This window comes from Streptomyces sp. NPDC007189 (assembly GCF_040703635.1).
Lineage (GTDB): Bacteria > Actinomycetota > Actinomycetes > Streptomycetales > Streptomycetaceae > Streptomyces.
Genome location: NZ_JBEYEY010000003.1, coordinates 401,050 through 417,722 on the forward strand (window position 1 = coordinate 401,050; position 16,673 = coordinate 417,722).

The window sequence follows — 16,673 nt, forward strand, 5'->3', positions numbered from 1 at the left end:
CCTGCGAAAAGGGGGGTTGGGGTGATGGTGTCGGGGCGATCATACGGCTTTCAAAAGCCCCCGCGTGCAACGCGGACGTTACGGATTTCCGGCGCCCGTCCGGCCGGGGAGCGTCTTGTCCGGTCTGCGGAAATGTGTTCTCGTGGTCCCGGCAGAGGATGATCGGAAGGGGAGCCGGGTGAAGTCTGCGGCCGGGGCCGGACAGCTGCTGGCCATCAGCGACCTGCACATCGGCTATCCGGAGAACCGCGCCCTGGTCGAGGACATGCGGCCCGCGAGCGACGAGGACTGGCTGATCGTGGCCGGCGACGTCGCCGAGACGGTCGCCGACATCCGCTGGACCCTGGAGCAGCTCGCGGGCCGGTTCCGCAAGGTGCTGTGGGCGCCCGGCAACCACGAGCTGTGGACCCATCCGAAGGATCCGGTCACCCTGCGCGGTGTCGCCCGCTACGAGCATCTGGTCGGGCTCTGCCGTGAGCTGGGCGTCGTCACTCCCGAGGATCCCTACCCCGTGTGGCAGGGCCCGGGCGGCCCGGTGGCCGTGGCCCCGCTGTTCCTGCTGTACGACTACTCGTTCCTGCCGCCCGGCTGCGCCACCAAGGCCGAGGGACTCGCCTACGCGGAGGGCACCGGTGTCGTCTGCAACGACGAGTACCTGCTGCACCCCGACCCCTATCCGACCCGTGACGCCTGGTGCCGGGCGCGGGTCGCCGAGACCGAGCGCAGGCTCGCCGAGCTGCCCGCCGGCCTGCCGCTCGTGCCGGTCAACCACTATCCGCTGCACCGGCACCCCACCGAGGTGCTGTGGTACCCGGAGTTCGCCATGTGGTGCGGCACCCTGCTGACCGCCGACTGGCACCTGCGGTTCCCGGTCGCGACGATGGTCTACGGCCATCTGCACATCCCGCGCACCACCTGGCACGACGGAGTCCGCTTCGAGGAGGTCTCCGTCGGCTATCCCCGCGAATGGCGCAAGCGCCCGGAGCCGCCGGGCAGACTGCGCCGCATCCTGCCGATGGAGGTCGAAGCCGGTGATCGAGGAGCTGCTCCCGGAGTCGGTCGTGGCCGTGGAGGCGCACGGTGACGACCCGCTGTGGGACGCCGGGTTCCACCCCGGTGAGGCAGCGCTCGTCGAGCGTGCGGTGGCCAAGCGCCGCCGCGAGTTCGCCGCCGTGCGCGGCTGCGCCCGGCGCGCCATGGAGAAGCTCGGCGTGCCGGCGCAGTCCGTGCTGCGCGGCGAGCGGGGCGCACCGCGCTGGCCGGCCGGCCTGATCGGCAGCATGACCCACTGCGAGGACTACTGCGCCGCGGCCCTGGCCCGCGCCGGCGACCTGGCCTCCCTCGGCATCGACGCCGAGCCGCACGAGCCGCTCCCCGACGACGCGGGCCACGTCATCCTGCCCGCAGAGGGCGGGCGGCTCGCGCGGCTGCGCGAGCGGCATCCCGGCGTGCACTGGGAGCGGATCCTGTTCAGCGCCAAGGAGTCCGTCTACAAGGCGTGGTTCCCGCTGACCGGCGCCTGGCTGGACTTCTCCGAGGCCGACATCACCCTCCACCCGGGCCCCGGCGGCCGGCCGCACGGCACCCTGCGCGCCGAACTCCTCGTCCCCGGGCCGCGAGTCGGCGGCCGCCGGCTGCAGGCCTTCGACGGCCGGTGGGCCGCACGCGACGGCCTGGCCCTCACCGCGGTGGTCGTCCCGCACCCCTGAGGCCCGGTGGCGGCCGCGCGCACCGGCGCGGTCAGGCAGGCGGGCACCAGTCGCGCAGCAGGCGGAAGAACTCCTCCTCGTTGCCCGCGAGGCCCGCGTGCGCCAGGGCGCGCTCCGCCTCGGCCAGCACGGCCGGCGGCACCAGGGCGGCCCGGCCATCGTCCGGCGGCCCGTCGAAGGCGGCGCGCACCGTATGCAGCAGCCGCAGATAGGCCTGTACGGCGGTGCGCTCACGGTCGGTCAGTACGGCGGTGGGCATCGGTCGGCTCTCCCCGAGTAGGCGTCACGGTCGCGCGCCCTGCGGCGCACTCTCCAGCTTGCCGCCCACCACTGACAACGCCCCCCGGCTCCGCTCCGGTTCGCCCGCTCAGCGCAGCCCGCAGCTTGTCACCGGCCCGCCTTTCCGGGCTCCGGAATCGGTATCGGCCCCGCGCCGTACGGCCGTCCGGATCAGCCCTGCGGCCCCGGATATCCCAGCGACGCCTCGATGCGCCCGGCCACGTCGTCGCGCTGCACCGGGCCGCGCAGCGCCGAACCGGCGAGCCACGTACGGCACTTGCTGGCCAGCAGCAGACCGAACGTCTCGGCCTGCCGCTCCTCGGTGAGGTCGAACCGGGTGCGCGCCGCGACGCGCTGCACGGTGGCCTGCAGCGCCTCCTGGTCGGTGTCGTCGTGCAGCAGCCGGGTGGCGACCCCGACGCCGTCGACGTGGTGGCCGCGGTGGTCGGCCTGCATGTGCCACAGCTCATGACCGAGGATCACCAACTGGTGGTCGGGCGCGGTGCGCTCCTCCACGACCACGAGGTCGCGGTCGGTCAGGTCCAGCCACAGCCCGCTCGCCGTGCCCGGCGGGAAGGCGGCCGCGCGGAAGTGCACCGGGCGGCCCCGGCGGCGGCTCATCGCCGCGCACAGCGCGCCGTACAGCTCCCCCGGCGGCGCGGGCGCGGGCAGCCGTACTCCGCCCACCAGTTCGTTGCACAGCCGGCGCATGTCCCTGCCGATGCCCACAGTCCTCCCCCGGCTCACGACTCGGGCCGCTTGACGCTCTCCAGCAGCATGTCGAGCCACTCCGCGACCTTGTCCCGGTGCTGGTCGGTGGGCAACTGCGCGGCCCGCCACGCTATTCCCCGCACCCCGTGGTCCTGCAGCAGCCGTTCCAGCGCGTCCTCCCCGGCCCCGGCCGCGGCCCGCTCCCGGTCGGCGAGCTTGGTCAGCAGCTCCTGCTCGGTGCGCTGCAGCGCGCCCGCCAGCGCCTCGGGGTCCTCGGCGGTGAGGAAGCCGGCGTGCACCTTGAAGAAACGCTGCAGCGCGTCGCAGTGCTCCATGGTGGGCCGCCGGTCGCCGTTGATGAGCGCCCCTGCCTGCTGCCGGGACATGCCCGCGCCGTCGGCGATCTCCTGCTGGGTGTACTTGCGGCCGTTCGGTTTCAGCCGGGTGCGCCGCAGCAGGCCGAGGCGCTGCAGAAAGCGCGCCTGGACGTCCGGCTCACCGGCGGGCCGGCCGGCGAGCAGGGCCTTGACCACCGGCTCCGGGACGCCGCAGGCCACGGAGAGCCGCCCGACGTCGAAGACCTCGGCGTGCGGCACGCCGAGCCGGTCGGCGAGCGCGGTGACGCGGGCGACGACGGCCGGCAGCTGGGCGGTCGCCGTGGCGCCCGGATCCTCGTAGCCATCCGTCACCGACAGAACTCCTACGTCTCTCGAGGGCTTCAGATGTGTCCGTGTTGCTGAGCCGGCGTTTCTCACGAGCGATCGCCGTGAACTTCCCGGAGAGTAGCGGGTGCGTCGAACTCACATCCAGGTGTCGCCACAACTGTGGCGAATTTCAGCCTTCAACGGCCGCGAAATGCCACGATAGTTGACATGGTCTTGCCGGGGGCCGCAGGATCGCAGGGCCGCGTGAAGGCCGCAGAGGCAAGAGGGGTGACCTCCCGATGGCACATCAGGCAGGAGGGCAGCGGCCGGCACCGCGGCCCGTCCCCGAGACCTGCGAGACCCAGGCGTACCTGCAGGACTACGCCGTCCTGCTGGATTCCCTAGCCTGTCCGTCCGTGGTCGTCGACCACCGCTGGGACGTCGTCATGGCCAACGGCGCCTTCGAGACACTTTTCCGCGGGGTGCGCCGGCACGCGACGGCCATGCCCGGGGACAACTTCCTGCGGTTCGTCCTGTTCCATCCGGACGCGGGCGACGTGCTCGGCGAGCACGAGCAGGGCTGGTGCCTGCCGATGCTGGCCCACCTCAGGGCCGCCCTGGAGGCGTACGGCCACGACCACGAACTCCAGGCGATCCGCCGCGACCTCGCCCAGGACCCGCTCCTGGAGGCCGCCTACCGGCAGGGCCTGCCGCACTGGATCCGCGCCGTCGGCGAGAGCGCGGCCCGGCTCGACGGGGCCGTGCGGCTGCTGCGCCACCCCGACCCGCGCCGCGGCCCCACCGAGTGCCGCGTCGTCGAGGAGACGCCCCATGTCCTGCGGGACCTCGGCCACCGGCGCCTGACACTGGTCCTGCGCGAGGGCCGCCGGCCCGCCGCGCCGGTGCGCCGCGCGCGCCGCCCGCGCGGCCCGGGCGCCCACCTCACGGTCGTCCCGGCCCCCGAGAACTGACCCGGCACCGCCGGCGTTCAGGTCGCCGGCGGCGCCGGGTCGAAGGCCGCCGAAAGTACCCCCCGGGCTACCGGGCGCGACCGGCCACTCCCTGCGCAAGCCGCTTGCAAAACTTGCGCGACGCTTGCGTGCGTGACACGCCTTGCGGAAGTGGCGAAGAGGGTCGACGTCAGCTGACGGCCCTCGACGTCCTCGGGTGCGAACGCCCCACCCGGCTGCGCGGCGAGCGCGCCCGGACTGACCTCGGTGCTGTGCACGCAGACCAAGGGCGGCGTCTTCGACGGCGGCCTGTACGCGCAGGCGGACGCGCCGCACGACCACTACCGGCCGCTCGCCGAGCGCAACATCCCGGGCACGTGCCCTCGGCGCGCAAGGCGGCCGCCGCCCGCGCGGTCTCCGGTGATCTGCCCGAGGAGTTCGTCGTCCGGGCGATCTTCTCCAGCGAGGGCGGCCACGCCGCCGCGTCCCGGCTGATCGACCGCGGGGTCACCGGCGGAGGGTGAGACGTCCCCCTCGCGACTGAGTTCCCGGAGTGGATCGAGAGATCCAGTTGGCTGTCAAATAATTACAGAGTTCGCGCGACATCTTGCGGAGTGGATGGTGGCGGTGCTTGAGTGTGCGGCGCCCACCGCTCCTGCCATGAGTGCCGTCTGGGGGTCCGCCGATGAGACGCGCCGGGTTGCGCCGTACCGTCGGCGCCGTGGCCGCAGCCGGCCGGCTGGCCGTCGTATGCGGTCGACCGGCAGCAGCGGGACCCCGGCGGCGTCCTCGCCTTCACCCGCGCGGAAGCGGTCTGCGTGGTCAACCTCGCGCCCACGCCCGCCGACCTGCCCACGCACTCCCGGCCCCTGCTCGGCAGCGGCCCGCTGGACGACGCGGGCCGGCTGCCCCAGGGCACGGCGGCCTGGCTGTACGCCTGAGCCGCCCCCGTACCAGCTGTCCCACGAACCCCCCCACGAAGGGATCAGCCCATGCACGCCAGCACCAGATATGTCAGGCGCATGCCAGCCATCGGCGCGGTGGTCGCCCTCGCCGCCGGCATGCTCGTCACGCTCGCCCCCGCCGCGCACGCGGCCGCGGGCGCCAGCCTCCCCTTCACGTCCGTGGAGGCCGAGTCGGCGACCACCACCGGCACGAAGATCGGCCCCGACTACACCCAGGGCTCCCTCGCCTCCGAGGCCTCCGGGCGGCAGGCCGTCCGGTTGTCGGCCGGCCAGCGGGTGGAGTTCACCGTGCCGCGCGCCGCCAACGCCGTGAACCTCTCCTACAGCGTCCCGGACGGCCAGTCCGGCTCGCTGAACGTGTACGTCAACGGCACCAAGCTCGCCAAGACCCTGCCGGTGACGTCCACGTACTCCTACATCGACACCGGCTGGATCGCCGGCGCCAAGACGCACCACTTCTTCGACGACACCCGGATGCTGCTGGGCCGCACCGTCCAGCCCGGCGACAAGGTCGCCGTCGAGGCGACCGGCACCCAGGTCACGGTCGACGTCGCCGACTTCGAGCAGGTCGCGGACGCCGCCACCCAGCCCGCGGGCTCGGTGTCCGTCGTCTCCAAGGGCGCCGACCCCACCGGCAACGGCGACTCCACCCAGGCCTTCCGGGACGCCATCGCCGCCGCCCAGGGCGGCACGGTCTGGATCCCGCCGGGCGACTACAAGATCACCTCGTCGCTGAACGGCGTGCAGAACGTGACGCTCCAGGGCGCCGGCAGCTGGTACTCGGTGGTGCACACCTCCCGGTTCATCGACCAGTCCAGCTCCGCAGGGAACGTCCACATCAAGGACTTCGCCGTCATGGGCGCGGTCACCGAACGCGTCGACTCCAGCCCCGACAACTTCGTCAACGGCTCCCTCGGCCCCAACTCGTCCGTCTCCGGCATGTGGATCCAGCACACCAAGTGCGGCATGTGGCTGACGGGCACCAACGACAACCTGGTCGTGGAGAACAGCCGCTTCCTCGACACCACCGCCGACGGCATCAACCTCAACGGCACCGCCAAGGGCGTCGTCGTCCGGAACAACTTCCTGCGCAACCAGGGCGACGACGCCCTCGCCATGTGGTCGCTGTACTCCCCGGACACCGACTCCAGCTTCGAGAACAACACCATCTCGCAGCCCAACCTCGCCAACGGCATCGCGATCTACGGCGGCACGGACCTCTCCGTGAAGAACAACCTGGTCTCCGACACCAACGCCCTCGGCAGCGGCATCGCGATCTCCAACCAGAAGTTCATGGACCCCTTCTCCCCCCTGTCCGGCACCATCACGGTCTCCGGCAACACCCTGGTCCGCACCGGCGCGATGAACCCCAACTGGAACCACCCCATGGGCGCGCTGCGCGTCGACTCCTACGACAGCGCGGTCGACGCGACCGTGAACATCACCGACACCACCATCACCGACAGCCCGTACAGCGCCTTCGAGTTCGTCTCCGGCGGCGGGCACGGCTACCCGGTGAGGAACGTCAACGTGTCCGGCGCGACCGTGAAGAACACCGGCACGGTCGTCGTCCAGGCCGAGACGCAGGGCGCGGCCACCTTCAAGAACGTCACCGCCACCCAGGTCGGCTCCGCCGGCGTCTACAACTGCCCCTACCCGGCGAACTCCGGCTCCTTCACCCTCACCGACGGCGGCGGCAACTCCGGCTGGAGCAGCACCTGGTCGGACTGCTCCACCTGGCCCCAGCCCGGCCAGGGCAACCCCGAGCCCGACCCGAACCGCAACCTCGCCAAGGGCCGCCCGGCCACCGCGACCGGCTCCCAGGACGTCTACACCCCGGGCAAGGCGGTCGACGGCGACGCGAACTCCTACTGGGAGTCCGCCAACAACGCCTTCCCGCAGTCCTGGACGGTCGACCTCGGCTCGTCCTACGCCGTGCGCCGCCTGGTGCTGAAGCTGCCGCCGTCCTCGGCCTGGAGCGCCCGCACCCAGACCATCACGGTGCTCGGCAGCACCGACGGCTCGGCCTACTCGACCGTCGTGGGCTCCCAGGGCTACCGCTTCGACCCGGCCACCGGCAACACGGCCACCGTCTCCCTGCCGAGCGGCACGAACCTGCGGTACCTCCGCCTCAGCGTCAGCGCCAACACGGGCTGGCCGGCGGGGCAGTTGAGCGAGGTGGAGGCCTACCTGACGAGCTGACGCCGCCAGGCGCGCCCCGACCCTCCCCGGTGCGGTGTTTCGGCCGCCGGCCCCGCGTGTGAGGAACCGGTTACGAAGCGTTCCTCCGCGTTCCGCACCGCACCGGAGGGGGCTCTGACGGCCCGGTAACGGCCCCCTCACGCCCCGGCAAGACGGCGGCGCGACGCTGGGGCCATGACCGACACCACCTCCGGCACTCCGGCCGCGACCGTCTCCCCGAGCCTGTTCGAGCAACTCGGCGGCGAGGAGGCCGTCGCGGCCGTCGTCGACGCCTTCTACGCGAAGGTCCTCACTGATCCCGCCCTTGAGCCGTACTTCGCTGGCGTGGACCTCGACCGCCTGAAGCGGCACCAGCGGCGCTTCATCGGCCAGGCGCTCGGCGCCGCCCGCCCCTACACCGGCCGCTCCATGCGCAAGGCCCACGAGCACCTGGCGGTGACCCAGGACGCCTTCGACCGCGTCGTGACCCACCTGGCCGCCGCCCTGTCCGAGGCCGGGGTGGCCGAGGGAACGATCGGCACGATCGCCGAGGCCCTGCTGCCCCTGAAGGACGACATCGTCACCGCGTGAGGGTCCGGCCGGCCCTCACAGGTCCAGCACGAGCCGGGCGCCCCGGCACCGGGAGACGCAGATCATCATGGTGTCGCCCGCCGCCCGTTCCTCCTCGGTGAGCACCGAGTCCCGGTGGTCCGGGGTGCCCTCCAGCACGTCCGTCTCGCAGGTGCCGCACGTGCCCTCCGTGCAGGAGTACAGCACCTCGACCCCGGCGGCGCGCACCGCGTCCAGCACGGAGACGTCCGGCGGGACGGTGACGGTGAGCCCGCTGCGGGCGAGGGAGACCTCGAACTCCTCCTCGCGGCCCGCCTGTCGCTGCTTCGGCTGGAACCGCTCCACCCGCAGCGCCGCGGCCGGGCAGCGTTCCTCGACGGCGTCCAGCAGCGGCCCCGGACCGCAGCAGTACACCAGGGTGCCCCCGGGGAGGTCGTCCAGCACCGGACCGAGGTCCAGCAGGCCGGTCTCGTCCTGCGGGGCGAGGGTGACCCGGTCGCCGTAGCGGGCCAGTTCCGCGGTGAACGCCATGGAGGAGCGGGTGCGTCCGCCGTACAGCAACGTCCAGTCCGCGCCCGCCTCTTCGGCCGCCGCGAGCATCGGCAGGACCGGGGTGATGCCGATGCCGCCCGCGATGAACCGGTAGCGTGGCGCGGGCTCCAGCCGGAAGTGGTTGCGCGGCCCGCGCACCCGTACCTTCCCGCCCTCGCCCACCTGCTCGTGCACATGTGCCGAGCCGCCCCGCCCGGCCGTCTCGCGCAGCACCGCGATCCGCCACGCCGACCGGTCCGCCGGATCGCCGCACAGCGAGTACTGCCGCTCCAGTCCGGGTCCGAGCAGCAGGTCCACATGGGCGCCGGGCTCCCAGCCGGGCAGCTCACGGCCCAGCGGGTCGCGCAGGGTCAGGGCCAGCACGCCCTCGGCCGCCGGCTCCCGGCCGGCCACGACGAGTTCGAGTTCGGTCACCGTACGGCCTCTTCGCTGGTGTCGTGTCCTTCGGGATGCGCGAGCATCCACTCCCACATCAGTACCGGGTCCTCGGCGGTGTGCTCCGCACCGCAGTGGCAGGTGCCGTGCAGCACATCGGTGCCCGGCAGCCAGTCGATGCGGTAGACCTCGCCGGTGCGGGGGCTCACCGGACCCCCTCGACCGGCTTGTCGCCCTCCTCGACCAGCCGGGCCAGGATGCGCCGGGCGGCGAGACCGCCGGTGTCGATGTTGATGCTCAGCTCCTGGTAGCCGGTGCGTTCGGTGCCGAGCGTGCGCTGCAGCAGGTTCAGCGCGTCCACGTCCTGCATCACCACCGTGTGGTTGTTGCCCCGCAGGAACTCGGTGACCTCGGCGTCCTCGGTGGCCCAGTCCCGGGACACGGCCCAGAAGTCGTACACCTTGCCGTCGGCCGAGGGGGTGATGGCGTAGGTGATCTCGGTGTGGAAGCCGTGCGGATCGCTGCCGTCGGGCTCCGGCACGACGCCCACCGGCGCGATCCGGCTGTGCAGCAGATACAGGCAGGGCGCGTGGTACTCGATGTCCTGCCAGCGGGTGATCCGGCCCTCGATGCCGGTCGAACGGGCGTAGAAGGGCGGGCACTCGGCGTCGTCCATGTGCCGGCTGACCCGGACCACGCCCGCGCCCTCGTCCACCTCGGTGGTGATGGGCGTCTCGGCGACCTCGGGCGTGCCGATGAAACCGCCGTGCAGGTACGTCTCGTGGGACAGGTCGAGGAGGTTGTCGACGAGCAGGCCGTAGTCGGCGTCGATCGGCTCCATGCCGCGTACGGTGGTCCAGCCGGGGGAGTCCAGGTGCCGGGCCCGGGGGATCGTCTGCGGGTCGGCCAGCGCCGGGTCGCCGATCCACACCCAGACCAGCGAGTCCTGCTCCACCACCGGGTAGGAGGCGACACGCGCGGTGCGCGGGATGCGCTTCTGCCCCGGCACGTACACGCAGGCGCCGGTGCGGTCGTAGGTGAAGCCGTGGTACCCGCACACGACCCGGTCGCCGTCCAGGCCGCTGGAGGAGAGCGGATACCTGCGGTGGACGCACCGGTCGTGCAGGGCGACCGGGGCGCCGTCCTCCTCGGAGCGGTACAGGACGAGCGGTTCGCCGAGGACCGTCCGGCCGAGCAGCTCGCGCCCGACCTCCTCGCCGTAGGCGGCGACGTACCACTGATTCCTCGCGAAAGCGGTCATGTGCGGCATCTTTGCGGCTCCCGTCTGTGGGTGTGGCCACATCGTCGGGAGGAGCGGCACGGGGCGCAACGCCGACTTCCGTCTGACGGAAGCCTTCGTACGACCGAATCGGCACCGCACGGACCGCCGACTTTCACACGGGCGCCATCGCACCCTTCCCTGACGTTTGCTGCTCTTGGAACACTCGCTCCGCGCAGATTCCGTCAGTTGGACGGCATCACGTACGCCAGGACGAGAGGACCCCCAGACCCATGCCCGAAGTCAACCGGCGCCGCTTCCTCCAACTCGCGGGCGCCACCACGGCGTTCACCGCGCTGTCCAGCAGCATCCAGCGCGCCGCCGCGCTGCCCGCGCACCACCGCACGGGGACGGTCCAGGACGTCGAGCACATCGTCGTCCTGATGCAGGAGAACCGATCCTTCGACCACTACTTCGGCACGCTCCGGGGCGTCCGCGGCTTCGGCGACCCCCGCCCCGTCACGCAGAACGGCAGGTCCGTCTGGAAGCAGTCCGACGGCACCAAGGACCTGCTGCCCTTCCACCCCGACGCCGACGACCTGGGTCTGGCCTTCATCCAGGACCTGCCGCACGGCTGGCAGGACACGCACGCCGCCTTCAACGGGGGCAAGTACGACAAGTGGGTGCCGGCCAAGGGCACCACCACCATGGCGCACCTGACCCGCCAGGACATACCGTTCCACTACGCGCTCGCCGACGCCTTCACCATCTGCGACGCCTACCACTGCTCGTTCATGGGCTCCACCGACCCGAACCGCTACTACATGTGGACGGGTTACGTCGGCAACGACGGCAAGGGCGGCGGCCCGGTCCTCGGCAACGACGAGAAGGGCTACGGCTGGACGACGTACCCCGAGCGCCTGGAGCAGGCCGGGGTCTCCTGGAAGATCTACCAGGACGTCGGCGACGGCCTCGACGCGAACGGCGGCTGGGGCTGGATCGACGACGCCTACCGCGGCAACTACGGCGACAACTCCCTGCTGTACTTCGACCAGTACCGCGACGCGGCGCCCGGCGACCCGCTGTACGACAAGGCCCGCACCGGCACCGACGCCCGCAAGGGCGAGGGCTTCTTCGACCGGCTGAAGGCCGACGTGAAGGCCGGCACGCTGCCGCAGGTCTCCTGGATCGTCGCACCCGAGGCCTTCACCGAGCACCCCAACTGGCCCGCCAACTACGGCGCCTGGTACGTCTCCCAGGCCCTGGACGCCCTCACCTCCAACCCCGAGGTGTGGGGGAAGACCGCGCTGTTCCTCACCTACGACGAGAACGACGGCTTCTTCGACCACGTGATCCCGCCCTTCCCGCCGGCCTCCGGCGCCCAGGGCAAGTCGGCCGTCGACGCCTCCCTCGACCTGTACAAGGGCGACGCGAGCCATGTCGCCGGCCCCTACGGGCTGGGCCAGCGCGTGCCGATGCTGGTCGTCTCGCCGTGGAGCAAGGGCGGTTACGTCTGCTCGGAGACCTTCGACCACACCTCGATCATCCGGTTCATCGAGCGCCGATTCGGCGTGCACGAGCCGAACATCTCGCCCTGGCGCCGTGCCGTCACCGGCGACCTCACCAGCGCCTTCGACTTCTCCCGCAAGGACACCGGGCCCGTCGCGCTGCCGTCCACGGCGGGCTACCAGCCGCCGGACCACGACCGCCACCCCGACTACGTGCCCAAGCCGCCCGCCGACCCAGCCCTGCCGAAGCAGGAGCCCGGCAGCCGGCCCACCCGCCCGCTGAAGTACGCCCCCGCCGTGGACGGTTCCGCGGACACCGCGGCCGGCACCCTGAGGCTCACCTTCGCCTCGGGGACGGACGCGGGCGGCGCCTTCCTGGTGACCTCCGGCAACCGCACCGACGGTCCCTGGACCTACACCACCGCGGCCGGCGCGTCCCTGTCCGACACCTGGAACTCGGCCTACTCCGGCGGCGTCCACGACCTCGCGGTGCACGGCCCCAACGGCTTCCTGCGCGTCTTCAAGGGCAAGGGCAAGGCGGCGGGACCGGAGGCGACCGCCCGGCACGTGGGCGACGACCTGGAACTCACCTTCACCAACAAGGGTTCCGGCACGGTGAAGCTGAAGGTCGTCAACGGATACGGCGGCGGCCCGGTCACCGTCACCGTACGGCCCGGTGCCACCGTCAAGCACACCGTGGACCTCACCGCGAGCAAGCGCTGGTACGACGTGACGGTCACCTGCGAGGCCGACCCGGCGTTCCTGCGCGGCTTCGCCGGCCATGTCGAGAACGGCCTGCCCGGCGTCAGCGACCCGGCGATCGTCACGGAGTGAACGGGCGATGAACACCGCTCCGTGCGGACTGGTCAGGTACCGGTCACATCAGGGTAGTGTGCCCCGGTGACCACGCAATCGAACACTCCTGCAGGCTGGTACCCGGATCCGCACGGAGCACCGCAGACACTGCGCTACTGGGACGGCGCGCAGTGGACCGAGCACACCAACCCGGCGCAGCAGCCCGCCGGTCAGGTGCCGCCGCAGCAGGCCGCGCCCCAGCAGCAGGCGGCCCCCCAGCACCAGCCTGCGCCGCCGCAGTACGGCGCCCCGCAGGCGCAGGGCGCCGACCCCAAGGTGCAGCGCCAGGTGCAGCAGCAGGCCGGGGTCGCGGCCGGCGGCCCCGGCGGCGGCACCCTCTTCACCGAGCCCGTCCTGGTCGTGAACCAGAAGGCCAAGCTGATCGAGCTGACCAACGAGTACAAGGTCATGGACCAGAACGGCCGGGAGATCGGCTCGGTCACCGAGGTCGGGCAGGGCGCGCTGAAGAAGATCCTGCGCTTCGTCTCCAGCCTCGACCAGTTCATGACCCACAAGCTGGAGATCCGCGACGCCTACGGCCAGCCGCAGCTGCTGCTGACCCGGCCCGCGAAGTTCTTCAAGTCCCGGGTGATCGTCTCGCGTCCGGACGGCTCGCAGGTCGGCGAGATCGTCCAGCAGAACATGATCGGGAAGATCAACTTCGCGATGAACGCGAACGGCCGGCAGGTCGGCGCGATCAAGGCGGAGAACTGGCGGGCGTGGAACTTCGCGATCGTCGACCACGCGGACAACGAGGTCGCCCGGATCACCAAGACCTGGGAGGGCCTCGCCAAGACGCTCTTCACGACCGCGGACAACTACGTCCTGCAGATCCACTACCAGCTGCCCGAGCCGCTGCTGAGCCTCGTGGTGGCGACGGCCCTGACCGTCGACACCGCCCTCAAGCAGGACTCGCGGGGCTGGAACTGAGCGGACCCCGTCGTCCCGGGGGACCTCTGAGCAACCTCAAGTCCCTTGCCGCCCGAGGGGCCCGGCGACCAGCATGATCCGCATGGCTGTTTTCACGGGGTTGAACAGGAAGCACGACGTCGTACCGGTCATCCGGGACGCGGACGTGGTCGCCGACGCGCTGCGTGCGGCGCTGGCCGGGGCGCCGCCCGAGGAGCGTTTGGGCCTGGAGCGCGCCGTGGCACTCGTCGAGTCGGCCGCGGCCGCCAGTGAGGGCCGGGTGCGCGCCCGCTGGACCCGGTCCCGCCTGGCCGCCGTGGGCTTCGAGGGGGACCTCGCCTCGGTCGCGGCGGTGAAGGCACTGCGCCAGGCGGAGCCGAGGCTGAGCCTGCTGGCGGCCGTGCAGCTGCAGAAGGAAGCACTGGTCCACGCGGAGTGATCCGGCCCGCCGGCGCGGGACCCGCGTGGCCGGTCGCGCCGGCGCGTCGGGGAGTCCAGGACGTCAGAGCGCCGTGAGGTGTCCGGGCTGTTCCGGCTGCCGCGGTATCAGGGCCGGTTCGGCCGCGGCCGTGTCCGGTTCCAGGGCCAGCACCCGGGCGACGGGGTGGTCCTCCTCGGCGGGCACCGGCTCCGGTGCGCCCTGCGGCGCGACCCGGGTGAGCAGCACCACGCCCCAGGACGCCAGGCCCGCACCGGCCAGGGCCAGCAGGACGCCGGCCGGGCCGCCGTGGAGGCCCTGGCCCAGCAGGGTGAGGCCGATGACCGCGGCGGCCACCGGGTTGGCGAGGGTGACCAGGGCCAGCGGGCCGCCGAGGCCGCCGCGGTAGGCGGTCTGCGACAGCAGCAGCCCGCCGACGGCGAACGCGGCGACGAGCACGGCGACCACGATGACCTCGAGGCTCAGCGCGGGGCCCGTCCGGTCGGTGGCCGCCACGGTCACCGTCTGGGTGAGTGCCGAGGCGACCCCGGAGGCGAAACCGGACGCCGTGGCGTGCCTGAGCCCCGGCCGGGCGCCGGGCCAGGAGAGCATGCCGATCGCGGCAGCGGTCGTACCGGCGACCGCCAGCGCCTCGGTGAGCGACAGCACCCGCGCGGGCGCCGGACCGGAGGCGGTGACGAGCAGCGCGGCGAGCCCGAGCAGCGTCAGCGCCGTACCGCGCCACTCCGCCGCGCTGACCCGGCGCCCGGCCGCCCGCGCGCCGAGCGGCACGGCCGCGACCAGGGTGAGCGCGCCCAGCGGCTGGACCAGCGTGAGCGGACCGTACTTGAGGGCGATGACGTGCAGCAGCGCGGCGGCCGCGTTCAGCCCGACCGCCCACCACCAGGCGCCCGTGCCGAGCAGCCGCAGCAGGCCGGCGCCGGCCGTGCGGGAGGCGAGGCGTTCCTGGGCGACTGCGGCCAGCGCGTAGGCGACCGCGGAGACGAGGGAGAGCGCGACGGCGGCCACGGCGGCGGCGCTCATCGGCCCGCTCCCGCCAGGACGGGCTCGCGCGGCGCGAGCCGGCCGGCACCGCGCCCGGCCGTGGTGGCCGTCCGGTGCGGCGGATGGATCACCGCGAGGGTGACGCCGAGCATGGCGGTGGCGATGATCGCGTCGAGCCAGTAGTGGTTCGCCGTACCCACGATCACCAGCAGGGTGACCAGCGGGTGCAGCAGCCACAGCCAGCGCCACCTGGACCGCATGGCCGCGATCAGGCCGACCGCCACCATCAGCGCCCAGCCGAAGTGCAGCGAGGGCATCGCCGCGAACTGGTTGGACAGATGGTCGCTGGAGGGCGGGCCGTACACGTCCGGGCCGTAGATCCGCGCGGTGTCCACCAGGCCGGTGCCGGTCAGCATCCGCGGCGGGGCCAGCGGGAACGTGAACGGCAGCACCAGCGCGGCTGTGGTGACGACCGCGAGGACCCGGCGGGCCCACACGTAGTGCGCGGGGCGCCTGAGGTACAGCCAGACCAGGAAGGCCAGCGTCGCCGGGAAGTGGACGGTGGCGTAGTAGGTGTTGGCGAGGTGGGCGAGGGTGGTGCCGTGCAGCAGCGGGGACTGCACCGCGTTCTCGTGCGGGAGGTCCAGCGTCCGCTCCAGGTGCCACACGCGGTGGGCGTTGCGCAGGGCCTCGGCGGTGTGCCCCGTGGCCAGCTGCCGGCCGAGCTTGTAGACGAGGAAGAGCCCCGCGACCAGCAGAAGCTCACGTATGAGTGCGGGGCGCGCGGTGGTGTTCCGCGGCTTGGGCGCTGCCTCTGCAGGCGCGGTTCGGGCAGTCATCCCCCGGCCCCTTCGCTGACGGTGGTGCGTGTGGTGGTGCGGACGAACCCCCGCGCTGGGCCGGGGCTCTTCGATACGTCCTCGTACCGATACGGCCATGTACCGATACGCCAGTGTACCGATACGGTCGAGTACCGGTACACTGGCGTATGGGTTGACGTACGACACACTGGAACCGCAGGTTCCAAGGCCCGGCTCGAGCCCGGCTCGAACGACGCTTCAGCGGGGCCGTGCCGAAGTCACCACCGGACACGAGTGAGGGGAAGCAGCGCATGACGTCGCAGGCCGCGGACGGACCGGACACGGTCGTCGCCTCGCGCCGCTCCAAGATCACGCCCGAGCGTGAGCGGGAGTTCTTCGACGCCGTGCTGGACCAGATCCGCGAGTGCGGTTACGAGTCCGTCACCATGGAGGGCGTCGCCGCCACCACCCGGTGCAGCAAGTCCACGCTGTACCGGCAGTGGAAGACCAAGCCCCAGTTCGTCGCCGCCGCGCTGCGCGCCAGCCGCCGGGTGCGGTTCGCCGGCATCGACACCGGATCGCTCGCAGAGGACCTGCGCCAGGCCGCGCGGGCCGCGGGGGACTGGTCCGGCAAGGACACCAAGCTGCTGCAGGCCCTGGGGCCCGCGGTGACCGCCGACCACGAACTGGCCCAGGCGCTGCGCGAGGCGCTGGTGTACCCGGAGATCGCGGCGCTGCAGGAGATCCTCGCGCGGGGCGTCGACCGGGGCGAGATCAGGGCCGGTCATCCGGCGCTGGAGTTCGTCCCGGCCATGATGTTCGGCGTGCTGCGCGTCCGGCCGGTGCTCTGCGGCGAGTACGCCGACTCCGATTATCTGAGCCGGTTCGTCGAGGCCGTCGCCCTGCCCGCGCTCGGACTGGCCGAAGGGCCGCCCGGAGACGAGCGCTGACCCGAGACCAGGCCGCCGTTCAGGGGATGACGGAACGGTGACCTGTCCGCGCCGCACCGTGGGGACGGGGGCG

The 16,673-nt window shown here is 72.4% G+C and carries 17 protein-coding genes and 2 pseudogenes; 11 read left to right on the top strand and 8 right to left on the bottom strand.

Features of this window, described 5'->3' with window-relative positions:
- Window positions 1-178: 178 nt before the first annotated feature.
- Together AB0950_RS07900 and AB0950_RS07905 are read left to right on the top strand one after the other, a co-directional pair.
- Window positions 179-1,084 carry a metallophosphoesterase gene (locus AB0950_RS07900; protein WP_360156993.1) on the top strand — a complete coding sequence of 302 codons (906 nt, stop codon included), beginning with the start codon at window positions 179-181 and terminating at the stop codon, window positions 1,082-1,084.
- On the top strand, window positions 1,032-1,709 hold the full coding sequence (locus tag AB0950_RS07905) for a 4'-phosphopantetheinyl transferase superfamily protein (protein WP_360156991.1): 678 nt from the start codon (window positions 1,032-1,034) through the stop codon (window positions 1,707-1,709). The genes AB0950_RS07900 and AB0950_RS07905 overlap by 53 nt, the downstream gene beginning before the upstream one ends.
- A gap of 31 nt (window positions 1,710-1,740) precedes the next feature.
- Here AB0950_RS07905 and AB0950_RS07910 read toward each other — a convergent pair whose 3' ends face one another.
- The 3 genes from AB0950_RS07910 to AB0950_RS07920 all read right to left on the bottom strand — a co-directional run bounded on the left by AB0950_RS07910 (window position 1,741) and on the right by AB0950_RS07920 (window position 3,388).
- Window positions 1,741-1,968, bottom strand: a complete 228-nt coding sequence (locus AB0950_RS07910) for a hypothetical protein (RefSeq protein WP_360156988.1) — start codon at window positions 1,966-1,968, stop codon at window positions 1,741-1,743.
- 191 nt (window positions 1,969-2,159) lie between these two features.
- A complete protein-coding gene (locus tag AB0950_RS07915) occupies window positions 2,160-2,699 on the bottom strand; it encodes a toxin-antitoxin system, toxin component (protein WP_330342740.1) in 540 nt (179 codons plus the stop codon).
- A 32-nt stretch (window positions 2,700-2,731) separates the two neighbouring features.
- Window positions 2,732-3,388 carry a helix-turn-helix transcriptional regulator gene (locus AB0950_RS07920; protein ID WP_360156985.1) on the bottom strand — a complete coding sequence of 219 codons (657 nt, stop codon included), beginning with the start codon at window positions 3,386-3,388 and terminating at the stop codon, window positions 2,732-2,734.
- A 254-nt stretch (window positions 3,389-3,642) separates the two neighbouring features.
- On the opposite strand from AB0950_RS07920, the gene AB0950_RS07925 reads away from it, so the two are divergent.
- The 5 genes and pseudogenes from AB0950_RS07925 to AB0950_RS07945 all read left to right on the top strand — a co-directional run bounded on the left by AB0950_RS07925 (window position 3,643) and on the right by AB0950_RS07945 (window position 8,030).
- Entirely contained in the window at window positions 3,643-4,314 is a 672-nt protein-coding gene (locus AB0950_RS07925) for a hypothetical protein (protein ID WP_366778082.1), read from the top strand.
- A 113-nt stretch (window positions 4,315-4,427) separates the two neighbouring features.
- Window positions 4,428-4,808 (top strand): annotated as a pseudogene (locus tag AB0950_RS07930) (LacI family transcriptional regulator); the annotation flags it as partial.
- Window positions 4,809-5,012: 204 nt separating this feature from the next.
- A pseudogene (locus tag AB0950_RS07935) lies at window positions 5,013-5,234 on the top strand (DUF3459 domain-containing protein); the annotation flags it as partial.
- A gap of 51 nt (window positions 5,235-5,285) precedes the next feature.
- Complete coding sequence (locus tag AB0950_RS07940; protein WP_360156979.1) at window positions 5,286-7,460, top strand: discoidin domain-containing protein; 2,175 nt, start codon at window positions 5,286-5,288, stop codon at window positions 7,458-7,460.
- Between the two features lie 174 nt (window positions 7,461-7,634).
- Window positions 7,635-8,030, top strand: a complete 396-nt coding sequence (locus AB0950_RS07945) for a group 1 truncated hemoglobin (protein WP_360156976.1) — start codon at window positions 7,635-7,637, stop codon at window positions 8,028-8,030.
- 15 nt (window positions 8,031-8,045) lie between these two features.
- Here AB0950_RS07945 and AB0950_RS07950 read toward each other — a convergent pair whose 3' ends face one another.
- From AB0950_RS07950 to AB0950_RS07960, 3 genes are read right to left on the bottom strand one after another with little or no spacing between them, the layout of a single operon-like run.
- A complete protein-coding gene (locus AB0950_RS07950) occupies window positions 8,046-8,975 on the bottom strand; it encodes a PDR/VanB family oxidoreductase (protein WP_366778083.1) in 930 nt (309 codons plus the stop codon).
- Window positions 8,972-9,145 (bottom strand): hypothetical protein, encoded by a 174-nt coding sequence (locus tag AB0950_RS07955; RefSeq protein ID WP_360156970.1) that lies wholly within the window; start codon window positions 9,143-9,145, stop codon window positions 8,972-8,974. Before AB0950_RS07955 ends, AB0950_RS07950 begins: the two co-directional genes overlap by 4 nt.
- Window positions 9,142-10,206 carry an aromatic ring-hydroxylating dioxygenase subunit alpha gene (locus AB0950_RS07960; RefSeq protein WP_366778084.1) on the bottom strand — a complete coding sequence of 355 codons (1,065 nt, stop codon included), beginning with the start codon at window positions 10,204-10,206 and terminating at the stop codon, window positions 9,142-9,144. Before AB0950_RS07960 ends, AB0950_RS07955 begins: the two co-directional genes overlap by 4 nt.
- A gap of 242 nt (window positions 10,207-10,448) precedes the next feature.
- On the opposite strand from AB0950_RS07960, the gene AB0950_RS07965 reads away from it, so the two are divergent.
- The 3 genes from AB0950_RS07965 to AB0950_RS07975 all read left to right on the top strand — a co-directional run bounded on the left by AB0950_RS07965 (window position 10,449) and on the right by AB0950_RS07975 (window position 13,866).
- The gene (locus tag AB0950_RS07965) at window positions 10,449-12,497 is read left to right on the top strand and encodes a phosphocholine-specific phospholipase C (RefSeq protein WP_366778085.1); all 2,049 of its coding nucleotides are present in this window, start codon (window positions 10,449-10,451) and stop codon (window positions 12,495-12,497) included.
- Between the two features lie 66 nt (window positions 12,498-12,563).
- Window positions 12,564-13,448 carry a phospholipid scramblase-related protein gene (locus tag AB0950_RS07970; protein WP_360156961.1) on the top strand — a complete coding sequence of 295 codons (885 nt, stop codon included), beginning with the start codon at window positions 12,564-12,566 and terminating at the stop codon, window positions 13,446-13,448.
- An 82-nt stretch (window positions 13,449-13,530) separates the two neighbouring features.
- Window positions 13,531-13,866, top strand: coding sequence for a hypothetical protein (locus tag AB0950_RS07975; protein ID WP_360574258.1), 336 nt, complete (start codon window positions 13,531-13,533; stop codon window positions 13,864-13,866).
- 63 nt (window positions 13,867-13,929) lie between these two features.
- Here the strand turns inward: AB0950_RS07975 and AB0950_RS07980 are convergent, their stop codons facing one another.
- Together AB0950_RS07980 and AB0950_RS07985 are read right to left on the bottom strand one after the other, a co-directional pair.
- Entirely contained in the window at window positions 13,930-14,889 is a 960-nt protein-coding gene (locus tag AB0950_RS07980; RefSeq protein WP_360156955.1) for a hypothetical protein, read from the bottom strand.
- Window positions 14,886-15,689 carry a phosphatase PAP2 family protein gene (locus AB0950_RS07985; RefSeq protein WP_366778087.1) on the bottom strand — a complete coding sequence of 268 codons (804 nt, stop codon included), beginning with the start codon at window positions 15,687-15,689 and terminating at the stop codon, window positions 14,886-14,888. The genes AB0950_RS07980 and AB0950_RS07985 overlap by 4 nt, the downstream gene beginning before the upstream one ends.
- A 272-nt stretch (window positions 15,690-15,961) precedes the next feature.
- Between AB0950_RS07985 and AB0950_RS07990 the strand changes: the two genes are divergently transcribed.
- Complete coding sequence (locus AB0950_RS07990; protein ID WP_366778088.1) at window positions 15,962-16,600, top strand: TetR/AcrR family transcriptional regulator C-terminal ligand-binding domain-containing protein; 639 nt, start codon at window positions 15,962-15,964, stop codon at window positions 16,598-16,600.
- Window positions 16,601-16,673 lie beyond the last annotated feature (73 nt).

Coding starts and splice junctions, on each gene's coding strand:
- AB0950_RS07985 (WP_366778087.1), bottom strand. CDS start 15,689: ATGACTGCCCGAACCGCGCCTGCAGAGGCAGCGCCCAAGCCGCGGAAC.
- AB0950_RS07925 (WP_366778082.1), top strand. CDS start 3,643: ATGGCACATCAGGCAGGAGGGCAGCGGCCGGCACCGCGGCCCGTCCCC.
- AB0950_RS07990 (WP_366778088.1), top strand. CDS start 15,962: ATGACGTCGCAGGCCGCGGACGGACCGGACACGGTCGTCGCCTCGCGC.
- AB0950_RS07980 (WP_360156955.1), bottom strand. CDS start 14,889: ATGAGCGCCGCCGCCGTGGCCGCCGTCGCGCTCTCCCTCGTCTCCGCG.
- AB0950_RS07965 (WP_366778085.1), top strand. CDS start 10,449: ATGCCCGAAGTCAACCGGCGCCGCTTCCTCCAACTCGCGGGCGCCACC.
- AB0950_RS07910 (WP_360156988.1), bottom strand. CDS start 1,968: ATGCCCACCGCCGTACTGACCGACCGTGAGCGCACCGCCGTACAGGCC.
- AB0950_RS07945 (WP_360156976.1), top strand. CDS start 7,635: ATGACCGACACCACCTCCGGCACTCCGGCCGCGACCGTCTCCCCGAGC.
- AB0950_RS07960 (WP_366778084.1), bottom strand. CDS start 10,206: ATGCCGCACATGACCGCTTTCGCGAGGAATCAGTGGTACGTCGCCGCC.
- AB0950_RS07975 (WP_360574258.1), top strand. CDS start 13,531: ATGGCTGTTTTCACGGGGTTGAACAGGAAGCACGACGTCGTACCGGTC.
- AB0950_RS07915 (WP_330342740.1), bottom strand. CDS start 2,699: ATGCGCCGGCTGTGCAACGAACTGGTGGGCGGAGTACGGCTGCCCGCG.
- AB0950_RS07940 (WP_360156979.1), top strand. CDS start 5,286: ATGCACGCCAGCACCAGATATGTCAGGCGCATGCCAGCCATCGGCGCG.